Source organism: Pedobacter sp. AC379, from assembly GCF_979258145.1.
This window is the reverse complement of record NZ_OZ409839.1, coordinates 2,303,085-2,322,391: the sequence shown is the minus strand read 5'-3', so window position 1 is coordinate 2,322,391 and position 19,307 is coordinate 2,303,085. Positions and strand designations below refer to the sequence as shown.

Genomic DNA, 19,307 nt, shown 5'->3' with positions numbered 1-19,307 from the left:
TTAAAACTCTTCTATACCTCTTTCTGCTTAACCAGCGTGTCAAAATTCTCAAATCTCCTATCTAACTTCTCAAATCTATTTTTACCTTTGAAAGTATGAATACTTACCTGATAAAAGCCGCCACAATTGTAAATGAAGGACAAAAAATTGTTGCTGATGTATTGATAAAAGATGGATTGATAACCAAAATAGGCCAAAATTTATCTGCTGCCGATGCACAAGAAATTAACGCAGAAGGCCAATACCTTTTACCAGGAATGATTGATGACCAGGTGCATTTTCGCGAGCCGGGCTTAACCCATAAAGCAGATATTTTTACCGAAAGTATGGCTGCCGTTGCCGGTGGGATTACATCCTTTATGGAAATGCCTAATACTGTACCCAATACCTTAACACAAGATTTACTGGCTGATAAATATGAAATTGCCGCACAAACTTCGCTGGCCAATTATTCATTTTATATGGGCGCCAGTAACGATAATATTGAAGAGGTACTAAAAACGGATCCAAAAAATGTTTGCGGAATTAAAGTCTTCATGGGCTCATCCACAGGAAATATGCTGGTTGATAACGAAAAAACGTTAGAAAACATCTTTAGCAAAGCACCGATTTTGGTAGCAACCCATTGCGAAGATGAAGCCACTATTCGCCATAATCTTGCCGAATTTAAAGCAAAATACGGTGAGGATCTTACAATTGAAATGCATCCACTGATCCGTAGTGCTGAGGCTTGTTATAAATCATCCTCATTAGCGGTAGAACTGGCTAAAACTTATCAAACGCGTTTACACATTCTACATATCTCTACAGCAAAAGAAATTGCTTTATTTGATAATATTACTCCATTAAAAGATAAAAAAATTACAGCCGAAGCTTGCGTGCATCACCTATGGTTTAACGATAAGGATTACGCGGCAAAGGGAAATTTTATTAAATGGAACCCGGCTGTGAAAACTGAAGATGATCAAAAAGGGGTGCTCAAAGGTGTGTTAGAAAATTATATCGATGTAATTGCCACAGATCATGCACCACATACATTGGCAGAAAAGCAACAGCCTTACAGTCAGGCTCCATCAGGGGGTCCATTGGTTCAGCATGCTTTGCCTGCTTTGCTGGAAATGCATTTACAGGGTAAAATTTCTTTAGAGAAAATTGTTGAAAAAACGGCACACAACCTCGCGATTTGTTTTGATATAGAAAAACGCGGATTTATACGCGAAGGGTACTGGGCTGATTTAGTTTTGGTAGACTTAAAAGATTCATGGACGGTAACCAAGCTTAATAATTTTTACAAATGTGGCTGGAGCCCATTTGATGGAGATACTTTCCAGGCGAGTATTACACATACTTTTGTATCAGGCAATTTAGCTTATCAAAAAGGTAAATTCACGACTGATCGGATCGGAAAACGCCTAACTTTTGCCAGATAGATTTGTTATATTTGTTTTAATATAAAGTTATTATATATGGAAACATTAATTGCACATCCAAAAAACGAAGAAGAAGCTACTGCCTTGAAAGTTGTTATGAAAGTTTTGAAGATCGATTTTGAAACAGAAGAAAGTCCGTATAACCCAGAATTTGTAGCTAAAATAAAAAGAAGTCAAGAACAAATGAAAGCGGGAAAAGGTGTCAAAATTGCCGTAGAAGATTTATGGAAATAAGCTCTTGGTGACGTATAAACCATGATAAAATAAATCCATTAAGCGCTCAATACCATGGATATTATATATTATGATGAAGCCTTAGCCGACATCAAATTTTGGAAAAAATCTGGAAATAAAACAATTCAGAAGAAGATTCGACAGTTAATTATTGCGATTTTGAAAGACCCGTATGAAGGGATTGGAAAACCAGAACCTTTAAAACATAGTTTATCCAGTTTATGGTCCAGAGAATAAATCGCGAACACAGAATCATCTATCAGATATTAAACGATGCCTTACATATCCATTCACTAAGAGGCCATTATAAATAAATCATGATAGCCCGACGATTACTCATCAAATTATTCATTTTACTTGGTCTTGCCATCTTAATTTTCACCTTTGGCTTCTTCCCCACCCTTGTCCAAAAATATTATTCAACAGGCTTTTACCCTTATATTTCTTCAGCATTAAGATTTATATCGTCCATTTTCCCTTTTGCCATCGGCGATATTATCTATGCTTTGCTTATTGGCTTTGTATTTTATAAGATTTTTAGGTTTTATAAGCAACGAAAATCACTAAAAAAGACGGATAGGATTTTTGTTCCTTTACAAGTGCTCAACTTTTTTCTGGTTCTCTATACCATTTTTAAAATTGTATGGGGCTTAAATTACAGTCGACCAAGTGTTAGTGAAGAATTAGGCATAGGCAATGAAAAGTATAACCTTAAAGAATTGGTTCTCCTTGGTGATTATTTTGTGCAAAAAACCAATAACCTTAAGCTTAAACAAGGCAAAATCCCCGCTTATACGATTAAGAAACTGGAAGTAAAATCGTCAGAAGCTTATTCACTCATGTCGCAAAAGAATCACTTATTTCGATATCAAAACCCTTGTTTAAAGTCGGTTTTAAACGCATGGATAATTAGTAAAATCGGAATCGAAGGCTATTATGCCCCGCTTTCAGGCGAAGCCAATATGAATATGAATCTTCCTGACTTTGTAAAACCTTATGTAAGTTGCCACGAAATCGGACATCAACTTGGCATTGCCTACGAAGACGAAGCTAACCTATTGGGGTACCTAACGGCCAGTAACAGTAGTGATGTGAATTACCAATATTCTGCCAATTATGAAATGTTGCGGTATATTTTGTTCGAAATCAGAATGAAATCTCCTGACGATTATAAAATACTTTATTCGAAAATTTTGCCACAAGTTTTAGCAGATTTTAAAACAGAAAAAGAATTTTGGAGAAAATACAATGGCGATATGTTCGGTTACATGGATGCCGCTTTCGACAGTTTCTTAAAGTTAAACAACCAGAAAAAAGGAATAGATAGCTACCAGGATATTGTAATCTGGTTATGGAATATACATAAAAAGGAGTTAACAGTTGCCAATTAACAATTGACGATGAAAAACTGCAAACCGAAAACTTAACTATCCGTGTATTGCTTCTTTAGTTCCGAAACTCTGAATCAGTTCTCCTTCAAAATCCAGCCACTCTTTCCAGCGTTTATCCACATCTACATCAGTACTGTATTTACGGGCGAAATTTAAAAATGTAGTGTAATGGCCAGCTTCCGATACCATTAATTCGTGATAAAACCTGGCCAGTTCCTCATCTTTTATATTTAACGATAATACCCTGAAACGTTCGCAGCTTCTGGCTTCAATCATTGCGGCAAACAACAATCTGTCAATAAATGCCATATTCCGGCTACCATCTTTTTTGCTAAACTTTACCAAACGGCCAACATAGTCATCTTTACGTTCTCTACTTAAGGTATAACCGCGTTTTTTTATAATGTTAATTACCATTTGAAAGTGTTGCATTTCTTCGATGGCAATCGCTGTTAACACATCTACAAGATCCTGATGTTCAGAATTTTGCGTAATCAAGGTAATTGCATTTGTTGCTGCTTTTTGTTCGCACCAGGCATGATCAGATAAAATTTCCTCTAAATTCGATTCCGCAATATTCGCCCAACGCGGGTCTGTCAATAATTTTAATCCTAACATGTAATGCTTTGTGTTGAGCTACAAAATTAGGAATATTTAAGATACGTTTAATATTTTGGGCAGATTTTTAGATCATGTAGATTTTACTTTTCACGCTGCAAAACTAAATTTATCTGTGGGAGCCGAAAAAAAGAGTTTATTTTGCAGGAACATGAATAAAGATGCTAAGAAATTATTGATAATCGGATTGGTGTGGCCCGAACCCACTTCATCAGCAGCGGGAACAAGAATGATCCAACTGGTTAATTTATTTCTATCAAAAAATTATCAGATCACTTTTGCGTCAGCAGCATCAAAAAGTGATTTTAGCTTTAATTTTAATGAAATTGGTGTTTCTGAGCAGGAAATTAAACTGAATAACGAAAGTTTTAACGCATTTTTGAGAGAACTGCATCCCGAAATCGTACTTTTCGATCGTTTTATGATTGAGGAACAGTATGGCTGGAGAGTACAGCAGGAATGCCCACATGCACTAAGAATTTTAGATACTGAAGATTTACACTTACTGCGGAGTGCCCGCGAGCTGAGCGATAAAAAAAAACAAGCTTTAGATTTATTTTCAGATACCGCTAAAAGAGAAATTGCGTCAATTCTACGTTGTGATTTATCCTTAATTATTTCAGAAACTGAGATGGATATTTTAACAACAGATTTTAAAATTGACCGCTCATTGATTTATTATCTACCTTTTCTTGAAGAAGAAATTGATACCGATACCATCAAAAACTGGATACCGTTTGAAGATCGATCTGATTTTATTTTCATAGGTAACTTCCTGCACGAACCGAACTGGAATACCGTACAGTTTTTAAAAACCAAAATATGGCCAATACTACGGAAAAAACTCCCTGGAGCAAAGCTTAATATTTATGGTGCATACCCCTCTCAAAAGGTTCTACAACTGGATAATAAAGTCGAAAAATTTATGATCAAAGGTAGAGCACTAAATGCCAAAGAAACCATTTCCAAACATAAGGTATTGTTGGCACCCATTCAATTTGGTGCAGGAGTAAAAGGCAAATTTATCGATGCCATGCAGACAGGTACACCATCCGTTACCACTTCTATCGGTGCAGAAGCCATGAAAGGCAATTTAGAATGGAACGGTTATGTTGAGGATAATTTAGACGAATTTATAGTTAAAGCCGTAGAACTTTATCAGGATAGAAATAGCTGGCAAATAGCGCAACAACATGGCATTCAGATTATTAACCAAAGATATTCGGCAAAACAATTTATTGATCATTTTACATCAGAAGTTGAAAGGTTAATTTCAGGTTTAATTCAACACCGTCAGGATAATTTTTTTGGCCAAATTCTAAATCACCACACTGCACAAAGCACAAAGTACATGAGCCTGTGGATTGAAGAGAAGAATAGAAAGTAGTTTGGAGGTTTTAATGGAGATTAGGTAGTTCATGACCAAATAATTATATTATTAATCCCTCGGTCTGTGTCCCCACAGACCAAAACATCTTCACACTCACGCAATACAATCCTTGTAAAATAAACCTGATGGTACGGATGCCGATCCTTCAATCGGCAAAAGGGACAGCAGGACTGCAGCAACCAAAGAATTACCAAACACTTCATTTCCAAACCCTAATTCAATTTGAGAAAAACGAATTTCAATCTTGACAACATTAAAACATTTCAACCCTAAAACCTTACAACATTATTGTAAATTTGCAACCATGGCAAAAATATCAATTAACCTTGCTACAGGTTCGTTTCAGAAGGAAGAAATTATAGTTGGAATCGATTTAGGCACAACCAATAGTTTGGTGGCGTTTATCAATCCAGATAAAAATCCACAGGTAATTAACGATGCAGGTAAAGGAATATTGGTACCATCGGTGGTATATTTTAATGGCCAAAATGAGGCCGTTGTAGGTAATGAAGCGAAAGAATACTTAACAACAGATCCTTCAAATACCATTTTTTCTGTAAAAAGATTATTAGGCCGCTCTTACAAAGATGTAGCCGAACACAAGGATATTTTTTCTTACAAGATTATAGACGATGATAGTGATGCGTTGGTTAAAATCCATGCCGGCGACCGTTTCTACACACCGATTGAATTATCCGGTGAGATTTTGAAAGAACTCAAAGCAAGAGCAGAACATGCGCTAAAAACACCTGTTAATCGCGCCGTAATTACTGTTCCAGCTTATTTTAACGACAGTCAACGCCAGGCCACCCGCGATGCAGGAAAGCTGGCCGGTTTAGATGTGATGCGCATTGTGAACGAGCCTACCGCGGCAAGTTTGGCTTATGGAATTGGATTAGATCCTTCGCAACAAAAAACAATTGCAGTTTACGATTTAGGCGGAGGAACATTTGACGTTTCTATTCTACAGATTCAGAATGGAATTTTCGAAGTTTTGGCCACAAACGGCAATACTTATTTAGGTGGCGATGATTTTGACCGCGCCATTTTAAATTATTGGTTAGAAAAAAACAACCTTGATGTAGCAGAAGTTGCGCAAAACAATATATTGATGCAAACTTTGCGTTTACAGGCAGAGGCAGCGAAAAAAGCCTTATCAACTCAAAATTTATATAACGAACAGGTTGGCGATATTTGGTGTACGCTTGATAAACAAACTTTTGAAACGTTAATTTCATCAAAGGTAGAAGAAACCATCACTGCCTGTAAAAATGCATTAAAAGATGCAGATTTATCTGCAAGCGATATTGATGAAGTAATTTTAGTGGGAGGTTCTACCCGAACACCATATGTAAAACAGGCTGTAGAAAATTTCTTCGGTAAAAAACCACAGGATAACATCAACCCTGATGAAGTAGTAGCCCTTGGCGCAGCCATTCAGGCTGATGTTTTGGCTGGAAACCGCTCCGATATCTTATTGTTGGATGTTACGCCATTATCTCTAGGTATAGAAACTATGGGTGGTTTAATGGACGTTATTATCGCAAGAAACAATAAAGTACCTACAAAAGCAGGTCGCCAATACACCACCTCTATCGATGGACAAGTAAACATGAAAGTTTCTGTTTATCAGGGTGAACGTGATCTGGTGAAGGAAAATAGAAAACTGGCAGAGTTTGATTTAAAAGGAATTCCTGCAATGCCGGCCGGTTTGCCTAAGGTGGATATTAACTTTTTGTTAAATGCCGACGGCATTTTAACCGTTCAGGCAATTGAATTACGTTCTGGCGTTAAACAAGAGATCGAAATTACACCAAGCTATGGCTTAAGTGATGACACTGTTGAAAAAATGCTTTTAGATAGCATTGAGCATGCAAAAAGCGATGTAGAACAACGTATGCTGATAGAAGCAAGAAGTGAAGGTGAACAACTGGTTTATACCGCTGAAGGTTTTATTAAAAAACATGCAGAACATTTAACTGAAGCTGAAATCGCAGAAACGGTTGCCTACATAGAAGCACTAAAAACAGCACTGTCTACCCAGGAAAAAGATACCATTTTGAAAAAAGCTGATGACCTGAATGAATTTACACGTCCTTTTGCAGAGCGCGTAATGGATGCAGCGATTTCCACAGCAATGAAGGGGAAGAAGATTGAGTAGTTTTCAGTTGACAATTGTTAGTTGATAGTTGTTAGTTGATAGTTATTAGTTCATAGTTACCGTTTTTTAACATATTCACGTCTCCCTGAATTTATTTCAGGGTCTATTTCTAGAAGTTGCTTTAACAAGTTCAGCTAGATTATTGCGGTTAAAATTAATAGCCAGAAAGGTTAATCGTCCCCCTGAATTTATTTCAGGGTCTATTTCTAAAAGATGCTGTAACAAGTTCAGCAAGATGATTGCAGTTAAAATTAATAGCTTTAAAGGTTAATCGTCACCCTGAATTTATTTCAGGGTCTATTTCCGAAATGATTTAACAAGTTCAGCAAGATTATTGCGGTTAAAATTAATAGCCAGAAAGGTTAATCGTCCCCCTGAATTTATTTCAGGGTCTATTTCCAAAAGATGCTTTAACAAGTTCAGTAAGAAGATTGCGATTACATATAATCGCCAAAACGAATAGTCGTCCCCCTGAATTTATTTCAGGGTCTATTTCCAAATGCTTTAAAAAGTTCAGCAAGACGGTGGCAATCATCATTTTCTTACCATACATCAAAAATCACTACCAGTATACTAATTACCTTTGTTAAAATTATTTAAACATTATGGAATTAGGTATCGGTATGTTTGGCGATTTGCAGATCAATGCAAAAGGAGAAATTCAACCCGCACAACAAAGACTTCAGGAAATTATAGCAGAAATAAAATTAATGGATGAAGTTGGCTTAGATTTTTATGGAATTGGTGAACACCATCGCCCCGATTATGCTGTATCGAGCCCTGAGATTATTTTAGCTGCTGCTGCTACCGTAACCAAAAACATCAAATTAAGTAGTGCGGTTTCGGTGTTAAGTTCGTCAGATCCGGTTAAGCTTTACCAAAATTTTGCAACTATAGATTTAATTTCAAACGGAAGAGCAGAGTTAATGGCTGGACGGGGAAGTTTTATCGAATCTTTTCCTTTATTTGGTTACAATTTGCAGGATTACGATGAACTTTACGAAGAAAAATTAGAATTGCTGCTTAAAATAAATAAAGAACCAAAAATCAGTTGGAAAGGTAAATTCAGACCTGAACTAAATAACCAGGAAATATTACCAAGAGCAGTGAACGATAACTTAAAAATTTGGGTAGCCGTTGGTGGCACGCCAGAATCGGTAGAACGTGCCGGCAGATTAGGTTTACCTGTGATGTTTGCTATTATTGGCGGTCAGCCCATACAGTTTAAGCCTCTTTTTGATTATTATAAAAGGGTTTATGAAGCTTACGGACATGACATGGCTAAATTTGAAGTAGGCGTTCATATGCATGCTTTATTTGGAGAAAACAGCGCTGAAGTAGCAGATTATTATTACCCACTTTATTCTGCACAAATGAATAGAATCGGTAAATCGAGAGGCTGGGCACCTTACCAGCGCAATCAATTCGATGCGGGCAGAAGCAATAGCGGTGCCCTGATTATTGGTGATGTAAACGAATCAGTAGAGAAAATTCTTGCCATGCAAGAAACCTTTGGATTAACACGTTTCTCTGCACATATGGATGTAGGTGGACCATCACATATGGCCTTAATGAAATCAATTGAATTATTTGGAAGTAAAATTGCGCCAAAAGTACGCGAGGCTTTAAAGAAATAAATTAAGCCGCTTTCTTTTTAGAAAAAATCTGTAAAAAGGAATAGATATAACAGCCTACACAAATGGCGAACAAGCTCTCTAAAAGAGCGAAAATGATCATAATTGAGGTAAAAATCAATGCCGAGTTATAAAAATCGAATAAAGATACCGCGGTAATCAACAGGCAAAATCCAAAGCCCAAGGTTGACGCGAACTTTTTTGGTGCCAGATCTTTCATTTTAATTGGTATTGAAAAGACATTGGAAATTTTTAAAGCTATAATTTTCAACAAGCTGAATTTGCCTGATGAAAAAGCCCTTAATGCGAAATCAATAAGTAAAAAAACTATCGCCCAATAATTAGAAAACGCGATACAGGCAAGGGCAATAAGGGCAACCATAAATGCAATGATCCTTACTACATTTTCATTTACTCTTTCGGCTGATATTGGGCAGGATAATTCCATAGGATAATTTTACGATAAAAATAAGAATTTATTTATCCACCTCCACATTAAAAGAAAATCAGAATGAATTGCATGAACGGATTTCATTTATGTTAAACTTTTTAAATGGTGAATAAAATATTAAATAGACACAAAAAGCTCAAAATACATCATTTTAAACGACTAACTATAAGTGCATTAAAATAAAAATACATACATTAGAGATATGAAAAGATTAACGATTTTAGCCGCGTTAATCATCCCAATTTTTCTATTTACTTCGTGGGGATTCTTTGCACACCAAAGAATAAACAACCTTGCCATTTTCACTTTACCAGGTGATATGATTGGTTTCTATAAAAAGAATATCAAATACATCACCGAACACGCCGTAGATCCTGATAAACGCAGGTATGCAGATACTTTGGAAGCACCCCGGCATTACCTGGATGTAGAAAATTATGAAAAAAATATTGATAGTATTCCTGAAAAATGGAATGATGCATTGGCTAAATATGGGCTGAAAAAGCTAAATGCAGATGGGATTGTGCCGTGGCAAATTCAGCGCACCTATTATAGCTTGGTTAAAGCTTTTAAAACTCGCGATTCGATAAAAATCTTGAAATATTCGGCTGATTTAGGTCATTACATCGGCGATGCACATGTTCCCCTCCATACTACGGCCAATCACAATGGTCAACTGAGCAACCAGGTAGGAATCCATGCCTTTTGGGAAAGCCGCTTGCCGAATTATTTTCAACCAATTATAATTTTGTTGTTGGCAAAGCAAATTATATCGAAAACCCACTCAAAGAAGCTTGGAAAATACTTAAACATACACATAGCCTTGTTGATACGGTATTAACTTTTGAGGCCGACTTGAATGCATCGTACCCTTCTGCACAAAAATATAGTTTTTCAGAGCGGAATAATGCCGTACTTAAACAGTACTCTAAAGCATATTCAAAAGCTTATCACGACAGGATGAATAACATGGTAGAAAAGCAAATGCGGTCTGCAATACTGGAAATTGGATCTTTTTGGTACTCAGCATGGGTTGATGCCGGCCAGCCTGTACTGAAAAACCTCGTTAAAACAGAATTATTACCTGATGAGAAAAAAGATGAATCAAAAACCGAAAAGAAATACCAACAGGGCTCAGTGATTGGCCGCGAACTTTAATTATCCTTTAGGGTTTTCTACTTCAATAATTTCTTCAATCTTCTTAGGCTGTAAACGGCTTCTAACTGCTGCCCAGATGGCGGGAACAAAAGTTACAACAGCAATGAAGATAATTACCAGCTCAAAATTATTTTTAATTACGGGAATCTGGCCTAATAAATAACCTCCCAACAGCAATGCAACTATCCACGCAACACCGCCAATGATATTATAGTAAGTAAAACGCCCAAACGGCATTTTGGCAATTCCGGCTACAAAAGGTGCAATGGTTCTAAAAATTGGTAAAAACCTACTTAGCATAATCGCTTTACCGCCATGTTTCTCAAAAAATTCGTGTGACTGATGGTAATATTTCAGCTTTAAAATTTTGTTTTTTTCCTTAAATACACCTGCTCCCAATACCGTTCCGAGTTTGTAATTTACTGTATTCCCTAAAATTGCGGCCACAATTAAGATAACCAACATGATCCAGATATTTAAACCAGTTTCATGTTCACCTGCAATTAAAGCACCCATTGCAAAAAGCAGAGAGTCGCCCGGAAGAAATGGTGTTACCACAAAACCAGTTTCAGCAAAAATAATTAGGAATAAAATAAGGTAAGTCCAGGTGCGGTATTCGTTTACAATTTCTGCTAAATGAACGTCGATATGAAGAATAAAATCTAAAAGCTGATGTAGTAATTCCAATTGATCTGATTTTGGGCAAAAGTATGAATAGTATAGAGATTATGTGCTAGTAAATTGCAATAAATATTAATTGGTGGATATTATCCTATTTTTAAGCTCACCTTTTCTATCTCCATCAAGCAATATGAGGTAAACCCTACCCTTATTAATATTAAAGGTATCAAGCGGTGTTACTATTGGAGGCGGATTTGTTGCGGTAGGGCTTGATAGCTTGAAGGCAAATTTCATTGCTTTGTTAACCTTCACTTTAAAAGTTTTGATACCACCGTAAGCAAGAGTAGATTCTTTAGGGCTTGCTACATTTGTACTGTCGGTTATAACCACACTGGAACCTAAGGTATAGCCCAGGTTTAAAAATGTTAGTTTAGCAGAGTCAAGATCGGGCTTTACATCATCTTGGTAGATTTTTAACTTGGCTGGCTTATCGATAGCTTCTTTAAGGTAAAAAACAGAATAATTCTGGCCAATTTTAAATGCCTGATCTGGAAGAGAAGTAACATCAACCCCGCTATTGATATTTTTCGTTGTAATTTTAAAAGTAGAATCTCCTGGAATTACAACATAACTCGTATTCGCGTTGTAAGTTACAGAAGTTCCGATCTGGATTCCGTTTAAATAAAAATTTTGCGTTGTATCTGTAGAAGCGGCATGGAAAAAACGAATTTTTGCATCGCCTTTAATAAAATTATTGTTTTTAATACAAGAGCTGATTAAAATGGCACAAGCAAAAAGAAAGAATGTTTTAACAAACACTACTGTATTTTTCATAAGGTAAAACTGATGCTAATAAAACGTAAAGATAACAGAAACCATATGAATTTGTTAAAATTAATTATCGGTAATAATATGTGCCTGTAACGTTGCTGCAGTTGTGCCACTAAACCAAATCGTATAGATTTTACCAGCCTCTAAAGCAGAACTATCAATGGTTTTAATGTTACCAGAACCTACAACATTATACCTTAGATTAAAAGTTGTATCAACCGTAAAGTAAGAAGAAGCTTCTTTAAAAGCCAAACCGTTAACAAATTGCGTTCCTCCTTGTACCATTACATTAATACCTGTTGTAAAATTAGGGCTCAAACTGATTAATTTAATTTTAGCTTTACCAATTTCAGTGTTGCTCAAATTATCTTCATAACTTACAACCTCCATATCGCCTTTTTTATTGGTAACTAAAAATGTGGTGTAGGTAATAGATGGCGTAAAATTTAGTGATGTATCAGTACTTGCGCTATTTGTTCCGGTATAAGAAATGTTTCTGTTGCCTGAAGGTATTTTAACATATTCACTGCTTTCGCCAAAAGCCAAAGCTGTAGCTGTTAGTTTTTCATTGTCTAAATATACATCCTGGTTAACAGCAGCTTGCGAGGCGTTAACAATTTTCACCTTGGCCTGTCCTTTAACAACTTCGTCTGGATCGTGTTTTTTGCAGGCTGACAAGCCTATTGTTAGAAAAGAAATAATTAAAATTAATGATTTCGAGAGAGAAGTATAGATTTTCATAAGTTGGTTAGTTTGGTAAACAAGAATGGCTCGGTCAAAAACCAAGCCATTTTATATACAAAACTAAAAAACTAGTAGATTTAGTAGCTATTGTTTAACATTACCGGCATTACCAACATTAAAACATCTTCGTTTTCATCATTGGTTTGAGGAATCAAAAGCCCTGCCCTATTCGGTGTCGAAAGTTCTAAAGTAACTTCATCGCCACTTAAATTGCTCAACATTTCGATCAAAAAACGAGCATTAAAGCCTATTTCAAGGTCTTCACCATCATATTGACAGCTTAAACGCTCATGTGCTTCATTTGCAAAATCTAAATCTTCGGATGAGATATTTAATTCGCTACCACTGATTTTTAACCTTACCTGGTGAGTGGTTTTGTTTGCAAAAATTACAACCCTGCGAAGTGTATTTAAAAATAAACTTCTATCAATAATTAATTTGTTTGGGTTGTTTGTAGGAATTACTGCCTCATAATCTGGATAACGCTCGTCTATTAAACGACACACCAGGTTTATATTTTCGAACTTAAAGAAAGCACTTGTAGCATTATAATCAACTGAAACATTAATATCTGTTGATGGCAATGCAGCTTTTAATAATGTTAAAGCTTTTTTTGGCAAAATAAATGATGTTGCTTTATCAGCTTTACTATCCATACGGCGGTAGCGCACCAATTTATGTGCATCTGTTGCCACGAAAGTGATGTGCTGAGGAGATAACTGGCAGAAAACACCTGTCATTGCCGGACGAAGTTCATCATTACTTACAGCAAAAATGGTTTTTGTAATTGCTTCTGTTAAAACCGATGCTGGTAAATTTACTGAAGAAGCATTTTCTACAATCGGAATTTTTGGAAAATCATCACCGTTTTCGCCGCTCAATTTATATTTACCGTCGCCTGCGCTAATCTCAATTGCGAAAGTACTGTCATCAATGTTGAATGCAATTGGCTGATCGGGTAATGTTTTAAGGGTATCTAATAAAATTTTAGATGGAACTGCCACTTTACCTTCTTCCTTAGATTCTACAGCCAAAGCAGTTGTCATGCTGGTTTGTAAATCGGTAGCTGAGATAGTTAAGTTTCCATCTTTAATTTCGAAAAGAAAATTTTCTAGTATAGGTAAAACTGTACTGCTGCTTGATGCACCATTTACAGTTTGTAAGTGTTTTAATAGAGTTGATGTGGATACAATAAATCTCATGATATCATTTTAGTCTTCTTCAAAAATATAAAAATTATTTAGCGTACTTGTATTTGCGGTAATAATGTTGAAAAATCGCAAACAATATTAACAATAGCAAGGGAGCCACAACATTTATGAACTGCCATTTTGTTTTTTCGAGTTTAATTTTGGCTTTATCCAATAACCTTATCTTCACTTCTTTATTTCTTAGAGTAATTAAGTTATCATCATCGGTAAAATAATCAACTATATTCAATAACAAAGCTTTATTTCCAAAAGTACGTTGCGAATATCGGTCGTATCCCAGTGGGAAAGGATTTCCATTTTGCTCGGATACCTGATTTTTGAATACATCACCGTCGCCAATTACAATCATTTTTGCCGGTTTACCTATACTTTGTACACTATAAGGTTGTGTTATTGTAGCGGGTAATGGCCTGCCTGCAAAAACAGATGGGAAGTTTCCTTCCAGCATTAATCCAACATTTTCTGGTTTGCTCTGGAAAGATCTTGGATCCAACTGTTCGCCAACCATCTGCAAGCTAAACAATTTAGGCACATTATAAACCTTATTAAATGCAGATGTTGTTAAAATATATGATTTCTTTACTCCCCTGGCTCCAATAGTATCCACCGTGCTCGGAAATTCAGATTTTATGCCATCTAACTTTTTCACAACACTTTGAGCCGTATCAGGCAACAAAACGGGATAGTAAATCCATGGTACCAGTTCCATTTGATTTTGCCCGCCAACAACACCTGTAGATACCGGAATTTCGGCACTGTTTGCAGGATCGGCAATGATATTGTAATTAATCCTTGCACCATACATAAAAAGCATATCATTTAGGTTCAGATCACGATTAATCGCCATTTGACCGCTTCTGCCCCTTAAACTATCCAATTCTGCATTCACCTGATCTATGCTCCAAAGAACCCTGCCACCATTCATCACAAAGTAATTGATTTTATACTTCTCTGCTTCAGTAAAAGGCTTTTTAGGCTTTGCGATAATTAACATTTTCAATTTATCCAATCCAGCTTTATCGATACTGTTTAAATCAATACGACCTACTAAATAACTGCCAGAAAGCGTATGGATGGCATCAGCTAGTTGCAAATCAGAAAGTTCGCCATTTGATTCTGAAAAACCAATCCTGGGATTATCGCCCGAAAGCACTTTTTTCAAACTTGAAGTGAAAATATACTCCAGGTTTTCAATAGATCGGTTAATATTGTCTTCATAATTACCACGGGTATCCAGATTCTGAAAAAGTTTAATTGGAAATTCCTTTCCATCATTTTCTATCATGGCCATTGGAAATACGAGTTTCTGTGTTAAGCCATCTTCGGTTTTAACACTTAAATTGGTCGCTTCAATTCCTCTTTCATACAGATTATTGATCACGGTATCTTGATCTGCCTGATTCAAACCTGCAATCGGATCAACAAAAACCACTTTTACATTGGTTTTGGCATAGGCCCGATAATCAGATAAAATATCTGAAACCGCAGCTTGCAACCGCTTAAATGCCGGCGGCAGCTCACCAGCTAAAAATACTGTGATTATTACCGGTTTTTCATTTTTTTGAAGAATCGATTTTGTTTTTTCGCTTAAAGGTGAACCGTTTATCTGCTGTAAAATCGAACCTGTGGAAAATGTATTGACCAACAGTGTTTAAAATGACCAATACCGCTATCACTATAATAAAACCGAACCATTTATTTTTCTGCTTCACTATCGTTTCCCTCCTATTATTAATTTGGTGAAACATAAAAACAGCACTGAAAAGGTAATAAAGTAAATTAAATCCCTCGTATCTAAAACCCCGCGACTGATGGAAACGTAATGCTGATTGATGCCTAAATTTGTGATTGTGCTATCAATTGCTTGCAGGGCAGGGATTTTACTCAGGTAATCGAATCCCAAAAAGGAAAAGGCACACAAAGCCGCACAAATTACAAAAGCAATTACCTGGTTTTTAGTTAAAGACGAAGAGAAAATACCAATTGAAGTAAATGCTGCTCCCAATAAAAATAAACCAATGTATGAACCAATTACCGATCCCGAATCAATATTACCTTCCGAAAAACCGAGTTTTGAAATGCTGTAATAATAAATTAAGGTCGGAATTAAAGCAAAAAGCACCAATACCAGGCTTGCAAAGTATTTTGCTGCAATTACCTGCCAGAGTTGTATGGGTTTGGTAATTAAAAGTTCATAAGTTCCTTCACGCCTTTCTTCTGCGAATGACCGCATGGTAATTGCAGGAATTAGAAACATAAAAAGATAGGGAACCAGGCTAAAAAAGCCATCTAATTCTGCATATCCATAATCAAGAATGGATGTATCGGGAAAAAACCAAAGTAACAGGCCCGAAACCAATAGAAAAACGCCAATGGTTATATAAGCAACCATCGAACTTAAAAAACTGAATAACTCGCGTTTAAAAACTGCGTACATGTGCTATTAAAACGCCGAAGTTAACCATTTATTCCTGCAAAATTAAAAGGACTTTGATTAAATACAGGTTATAAAAATCTATTTAAAAATAAGAATTTCCAGTACCAACCAGAAATCCTTATTTTAAAAAAATGCATGAAGATTAAAGCGTTTCTTTCAGTTTAGAAAGAAAAGCCTAAACCCACAGAGAAAACTTTATTTTTAAAGGTAATTTCATCCGATAGATCTGTATCTGCAATACTGCTTAATCCTAATCCGTAGCCAGCATGGATATTGATACCATTGTTCAATTGATAACCTGCCAAAAAGTTAATCCCAAAATCGGTACGCTTAAATTCTGATTCATTCTCACCGAACTTGATGTCTTCTTTAAGTGAACCATATTTAACATTTGCATTGATTAAGTAGGCAAAATAAGGTCCGGCACCAACAAAAAACTTACCAGAGTTGCCCAATTTAAAATTGGCCAATACGTTTACCGGCAACTCCAGATAATTAAAGTTCAAAGTTACTTTTTCATCAGTGTCAAAATCATCAGTTCCGAAAGCAAAGTTGTCGTTATTTAGTTTTGTTCCTTTGCCGATAAAACTTAAACCTGGTTGGATTGAAACTACATCCGATATGGCAAACTCAGCTGTTCCACCTACATAGAAAGATGTTTTTGTATCGAAACTTATTGAGGTGCTACCTGAAGATACGGTCATATTTGGAAAAGCTACCCCTGCTTTTACACCAAAAGTTACCGGTTTGTTAGTTTGAGCTGAAGCTGCAAAGCTTAAGCCTGCAACTGTTAATAAAGATAATACGAGTGTTTTCATCTGATTTTTTAAGAATTGTTTTTAGTTTCCGTGTTTTCACCTGTAAGCGAAAACGTTACAATGATAAACAAACTAATTTGATAGTTAACAAAAATGATTAATTATTTTAATCAGTATATACAACAAAACCCCCAATTTAGTGGGGGCTTTGAAAATAAATTATTGATTAATATTATAAACCAAATGCAAAAGCAGCACGTAAGCCAATAAAGCCTGTAGAACCGCCATTTCCTGACCAGTTTTCATAACGTAAACCGAAATCCAAACTAGATTTATCAGCAACTGAAAATGATGCACCTAATGTTGGAGCAATAGCAAATAAAGTGCTACCACCGGTTTCGGTACTAATTGCAGCACCTAATTCGCCGGCACCATAAAAGTTGCCTCCAAAATAATATTTAGCACCAGCTTTTAATGGAACAACACCTACACTTGTTTTAGCGCCTATAGCTTTTAGATAATCTTTAGCATCGCCAGTAGCCATTACAGATAAATAACCAGCAGAACCGGTTAAACTTAAAGATTTAGCAACCGGATGTTCATATTGTAATGAACCGCCTACAATTAAAGCATTTGAATTTTTTTCGGTTGGCAAACCAAACTCAGCACCGATGCTTAATTTTTGAACCGCTCCTTCTGTTTGAGCTGATGCTACAAAGCCAAAGCCTGCAACAATTAATAAAGAAAGTAATACTTTTTTCATTTGATTTTTGTTAATTAAACTTATTATTTAGTTAAACAAATAGACACCATAAAAAGTAAAAAGTTACACTAATATTTAAAAACTTAAGAAAGTTACCATCGATAAAAAACAAAAAACGCCCTGAAACTATTCAGGGCGCATTTTTTAATGTGAGTTTACGTTAAAAAGAAAAGCCTAAACCAAAACCTAAATTTGGTAAAACACCGCTACCTTTTAAGGTGGAAAAAGCACCATCATTATCATCATATTTAAATGAAGAATAGGCAGCACCAAGGTTTAAATCGATCACAAAACCGCTATCAAAGGCCCATTGGTAACCTGCTTTTGCACCAATATTCAGCGATCCATAATTGGTTTTGTAATCTTTACCGTCATTAAAATCTTCAATCTTTACTTTTCCGGAAAGGTATCCAACTTTTGCACCTAAATACCAGCCATGTAAGCTTTCGCGGAAATAATAACGGTATTGGGCCTCGCCACCAATACTGGAGTATTTAGAATCAGAAAGTTTATAGCCAGCTACACCTAAACCAGCACTCACTGAACTGTTGGCACCAATTTTAAATTCTCCACTTACTAAATCCGTACCTCCTAAAAGTGCGAGAGGATTAGCTTTAATTGCAATTGTTTGAGCTTTAGTTGCAAATCCTAATCCTGCAACCATTAATAAAGACAATAGTGTTTTTTTCATTATAATTATTTAAAGTTTAATTGCAAGCGTAAGGCAAGCGATGTGCCATCACGAACTATAACTTTAGTAAATAGCCAACAAACAGCCTTTACAATGCATTAAAGCCAGAAAAAAACTATAAAATAATCTTTGCTATTAAAGCAGTAAGAAAATTCGGGTTTTCATTACTGTGGATTTATTTCAACGAAATGGGGAAAATATTCCACATGTGAAATAAAACAATTATTAATATTTAAGAATTATAAATTAAAAACATAAATAAACCTGATGCCAACAAAGCCTTTTGTATTAGATTTATTGATGACAACAACATCATTTTTACCTGTCCACGCTTCGTACCTGATCCCAAAGTCGAGTTTATTGCCCCCTGATAATTTAAACTGGTTTCCAATGCCTGGCGACCACACGAATAAAGTTTTTTGACCATTGTTTAAGGGTAGCGCGGCCCCTACCTGGCCTTCAGCATAAAAGCTTTCGCCAAATTGATATTTCAGTCCTGCTTTAACAGGTAAATAAGTAAGATCCTGTATTTTAAAAATTTGATTTCTTTTGCCAAAAAAATTAATAAAACCGCCATTTACCGTTAAGGCAAAATTTTCTGCGATAGGAAAATCGGCTTTAACTGATACTCCAACACCGATGCCTGATACTCCTGAGAAATTACCCGATGGCAGGCCGATTTCTGCGCCAAACCCAATAGTGCTATTGCTCTGGGCTTTTAATGCCAGGGGCAAGAAAAATAAAATTGCAATTGAGGTAACTATAGTTTTTAGGTTAAACATGT

21 protein-coding genes are annotated in these 19,307 nt (G+C 35.9%); 9 read left to right on the top strand and 12 right to left on the bottom strand.

The features are described 5' to 3' along the window. Positions 1 to 95 precede the first annotated feature (95 nt). From ACZZZW_RS10320 to ACZZZW_RS10305, 4 genes are all read left to right on the top strand, one after another. Positions 96 to 1,430: a dihydroorotase gene (locus ACZZZW_RS10320; RefSeq protein WP_463493181.1), complete on the top strand. Its 1,335-nt coding sequence runs from the start codon at positions 96 to 98 to the stop codon at positions 1,428 to 1,430. Between the two features lie 36 nt (positions 1,431 to 1,466). Next, positions 1,467 to 1,664, top strand: a complete 198-nt coding sequence (locus ACZZZW_RS10315; RefSeq protein WP_055914625.1) for a DUF2683 family protein — start codon at positions 1,467 to 1,469, stop codon at positions 1,662 to 1,664. A 54-nt stretch (positions 1,665 to 1,718) separates the two neighbouring features. After that, on the top strand, positions 1,719 to 1,901 hold the full coding sequence (locus ACZZZW_RS10310; protein WP_463493180.1) for a Txe/YoeB family addiction module toxin: 183 nt from the start codon (positions 1,719 to 1,721) through the stop codon (positions 1,899 to 1,901). Between the two features lie 80 nt (positions 1,902 to 1,981). Next, positions 1,982 to 3,055 carry a DUF3810 domain-containing protein gene (locus ACZZZW_RS10305; protein ID WP_463493179.1) on the top strand — a complete coding sequence of 358 codons (1,074 nt, stop codon included), beginning with the start codon at positions 1,982 to 1,984 and terminating at the stop codon, positions 3,053 to 3,055. A gap of 36 nt (positions 3,056 to 3,091) precedes the next feature. On the opposite strand, the gene ACZZZW_RS10300 is transcribed toward ACZZZW_RS10305, so the two are convergent. Continuing rightward, the gene (locus ACZZZW_RS10300) at positions 3,092 to 3,673 is read right to left on the bottom strand and encodes a MiaE family protein (RefSeq protein WP_463493178.1); all 582 of its coding nucleotides are present in this window, start codon (positions 3,671 to 3,673) and stop codon (positions 3,092 to 3,094) included. Positions 3,674 to 3,824: 151 nt separating this feature from the next. On the opposite strand from ACZZZW_RS10300, the gene ACZZZW_RS10295 reads away from it, so the two are divergent. The 3 genes from ACZZZW_RS10295 (at position 3,825) to ACZZZW_RS10285 (ending at position 8,861) form a co-directional block, all read left to right on the top strand. Then, on the top strand, positions 3,825 to 5,060 hold the full coding sequence (locus tag ACZZZW_RS10295) for a glycosyltransferase (protein ID WP_463493177.1): 1,236 nt from the start codon (positions 3,825 to 3,827) through the stop codon (positions 5,058 to 5,060). A 307-nt stretch (positions 5,061 to 5,367) separates the two neighbouring features. After that, on the top strand, positions 5,368 to 7,224 hold the full coding sequence (gene hscA / locus ACZZZW_RS10290; protein WP_463493176.1) for a Fe-S protein assembly chaperone HscA: 1,857 nt from the start codon (positions 5,368 to 5,370) through the stop codon (positions 7,222 to 7,224). A gap of 605 nt (positions 7,225 to 7,829) precedes the next feature. Then, positions 7,830 to 8,861 carry an Atu2307/SP_0267 family LLM class monooxygenase gene (locus ACZZZW_RS10285; protein ID WP_463493175.1) on the top strand — a complete coding sequence of 344 codons (1,032 nt, stop codon included), beginning with the start codon at positions 7,830 to 7,832 and terminating at the stop codon, positions 8,859 to 8,861. A 1-nt stretch (position 8,862) separates the two neighbouring features. On the opposite strand, the gene ACZZZW_RS10280 is transcribed toward ACZZZW_RS10285, so the two are convergent. Then, positions 8,863 to 9,306 carry a DUF4395 domain-containing protein gene (locus ACZZZW_RS10280; protein WP_463493174.1) on the bottom strand — a complete coding sequence of 148 codons (444 nt, stop codon included), beginning with the start codon at positions 9,304 to 9,306 and terminating at the stop codon, positions 8,863 to 8,865. Between the two features lie 205 nt (positions 9,307 to 9,511). On the opposite strand from ACZZZW_RS10280, the gene ACZZZW_RS10275 reads away from it, so the two are divergent. Continuing rightward, positions 9,512 to 10,150, top strand: a complete 639-nt coding sequence (locus ACZZZW_RS10275; protein ID WP_463493173.1) for a zinc dependent phospholipase C family protein — start codon at positions 9,512 to 9,514, stop codon at positions 10,148 to 10,150. A 14-nt stretch (positions 10,151 to 10,164) separates the two neighbouring features. Beyond that, complete coding sequence (locus ACZZZW_RS10270) at positions 10,165 to 10,467, top strand: hypothetical protein (protein ID WP_463493172.1); 303 nt, start codon at positions 10,165 to 10,167, stop codon at positions 10,465 to 10,467. On the opposite strand, the gene ACZZZW_RS10265 is transcribed toward ACZZZW_RS10270, so the two are convergent. From ACZZZW_RS10265 to ACZZZW_RS10220, 10 genes are all read right to left on the bottom strand, one after another. Next, the gene (locus tag ACZZZW_RS10265; RefSeq protein WP_463493171.1) at positions 10,468 to 11,154 is read right to left on the bottom strand and encodes a DedA family protein; all 687 of its coding nucleotides are present in this window, start codon (positions 11,152 to 11,154) and stop codon (positions 10,468 to 10,470) included. 66 nt (positions 11,155 to 11,220) lie between these two features. Continuing rightward, positions 11,221 to 11,922 carry a DUF4397 domain-containing protein gene (locus tag ACZZZW_RS10260; protein ID WP_055914658.1) on the bottom strand — a complete coding sequence of 234 codons (702 nt, stop codon included), beginning with the start codon at positions 11,920 to 11,922 and terminating at the stop codon, positions 11,221 to 11,223. 60 nt (positions 11,923 to 11,982) lie between these two features. Continuing rightward, positions 11,983 to 12,660 carry a DUF4397 domain-containing protein gene (locus ACZZZW_RS10255; RefSeq protein ID WP_055914662.1) on the bottom strand — a complete coding sequence of 226 codons (678 nt, stop codon included), beginning with the start codon at positions 12,658 to 12,660 and terminating at the stop codon, positions 11,983 to 11,985. An 80-nt stretch (positions 12,661 to 12,740) separates the two neighbouring features. Beyond that, positions 12,741 to 13,865, bottom strand: coding sequence for a DNA polymerase III subunit beta (gene dnaN / locus ACZZZW_RS10250; protein ID WP_055914665.1), 1,125 nt, complete (start codon positions 13,863 to 13,865; stop codon positions 12,741 to 12,743). A 34-nt stretch (positions 13,866 to 13,899) separates the two neighbouring features. Beyond that, positions 13,900 to 15,519 carry a gliding motility-associated ABC transporter substrate-binding protein GldG gene (gldG, locus tag ACZZZW_RS10245; RefSeq protein ID WP_463493170.1) on the bottom strand — a complete coding sequence of 540 codons (1,620 nt, stop codon included), beginning with the start codon at positions 15,517 to 15,519 and terminating at the stop codon, positions 13,900 to 13,902. 66 nt (positions 15,520 to 15,585) lie between these two features. Next, positions 15,586 to 16,311, bottom strand: coding sequence for a gliding motility-associated ABC transporter permease subunit GldF (gene gldF / locus ACZZZW_RS10240; RefSeq protein WP_463493169.1), 726 nt, complete (start codon positions 16,309 to 16,311; stop codon positions 15,586 to 15,588). Positions 16,312 to 16,472: 161 nt separating this feature from the next. After that, positions 16,473 to 17,129 (bottom strand): porin family protein, encoded by a 657-nt coding sequence (locus ACZZZW_RS10235; protein ID WP_157255511.1) that lies wholly within the window; start codon positions 17,127 to 17,129, stop codon positions 16,473 to 16,475. A 172-nt stretch (positions 17,130 to 17,301) separates the two neighbouring features. After that, positions 17,302 to 17,832: a hypothetical protein gene (locus tag ACZZZW_RS10230; protein WP_463493168.1), complete on the bottom strand. Its 531-nt coding sequence runs from the start codon at positions 17,830 to 17,832 to the stop codon at positions 17,302 to 17,304. Between the two features lie 160 nt (positions 17,833 to 17,992). Continuing rightward, complete coding sequence (locus ACZZZW_RS10225; protein WP_463493167.1) at positions 17,993 to 18,523, bottom strand: DUF3575 domain-containing protein; 531 nt, start codon at positions 18,521 to 18,523, stop codon at positions 17,993 to 17,995. A gap of 239 nt (positions 18,524 to 18,762) precedes the next feature. Then, positions 18,763 to 19,305, bottom strand: a complete 543-nt coding sequence (locus tag ACZZZW_RS10220; protein ID WP_463493166.1) for a hypothetical protein — start codon at positions 19,303 to 19,305, stop codon at positions 18,763 to 18,765. Between the last annotated feature and the right edge of the window lie 2 nt (positions 19,306 to 19,307).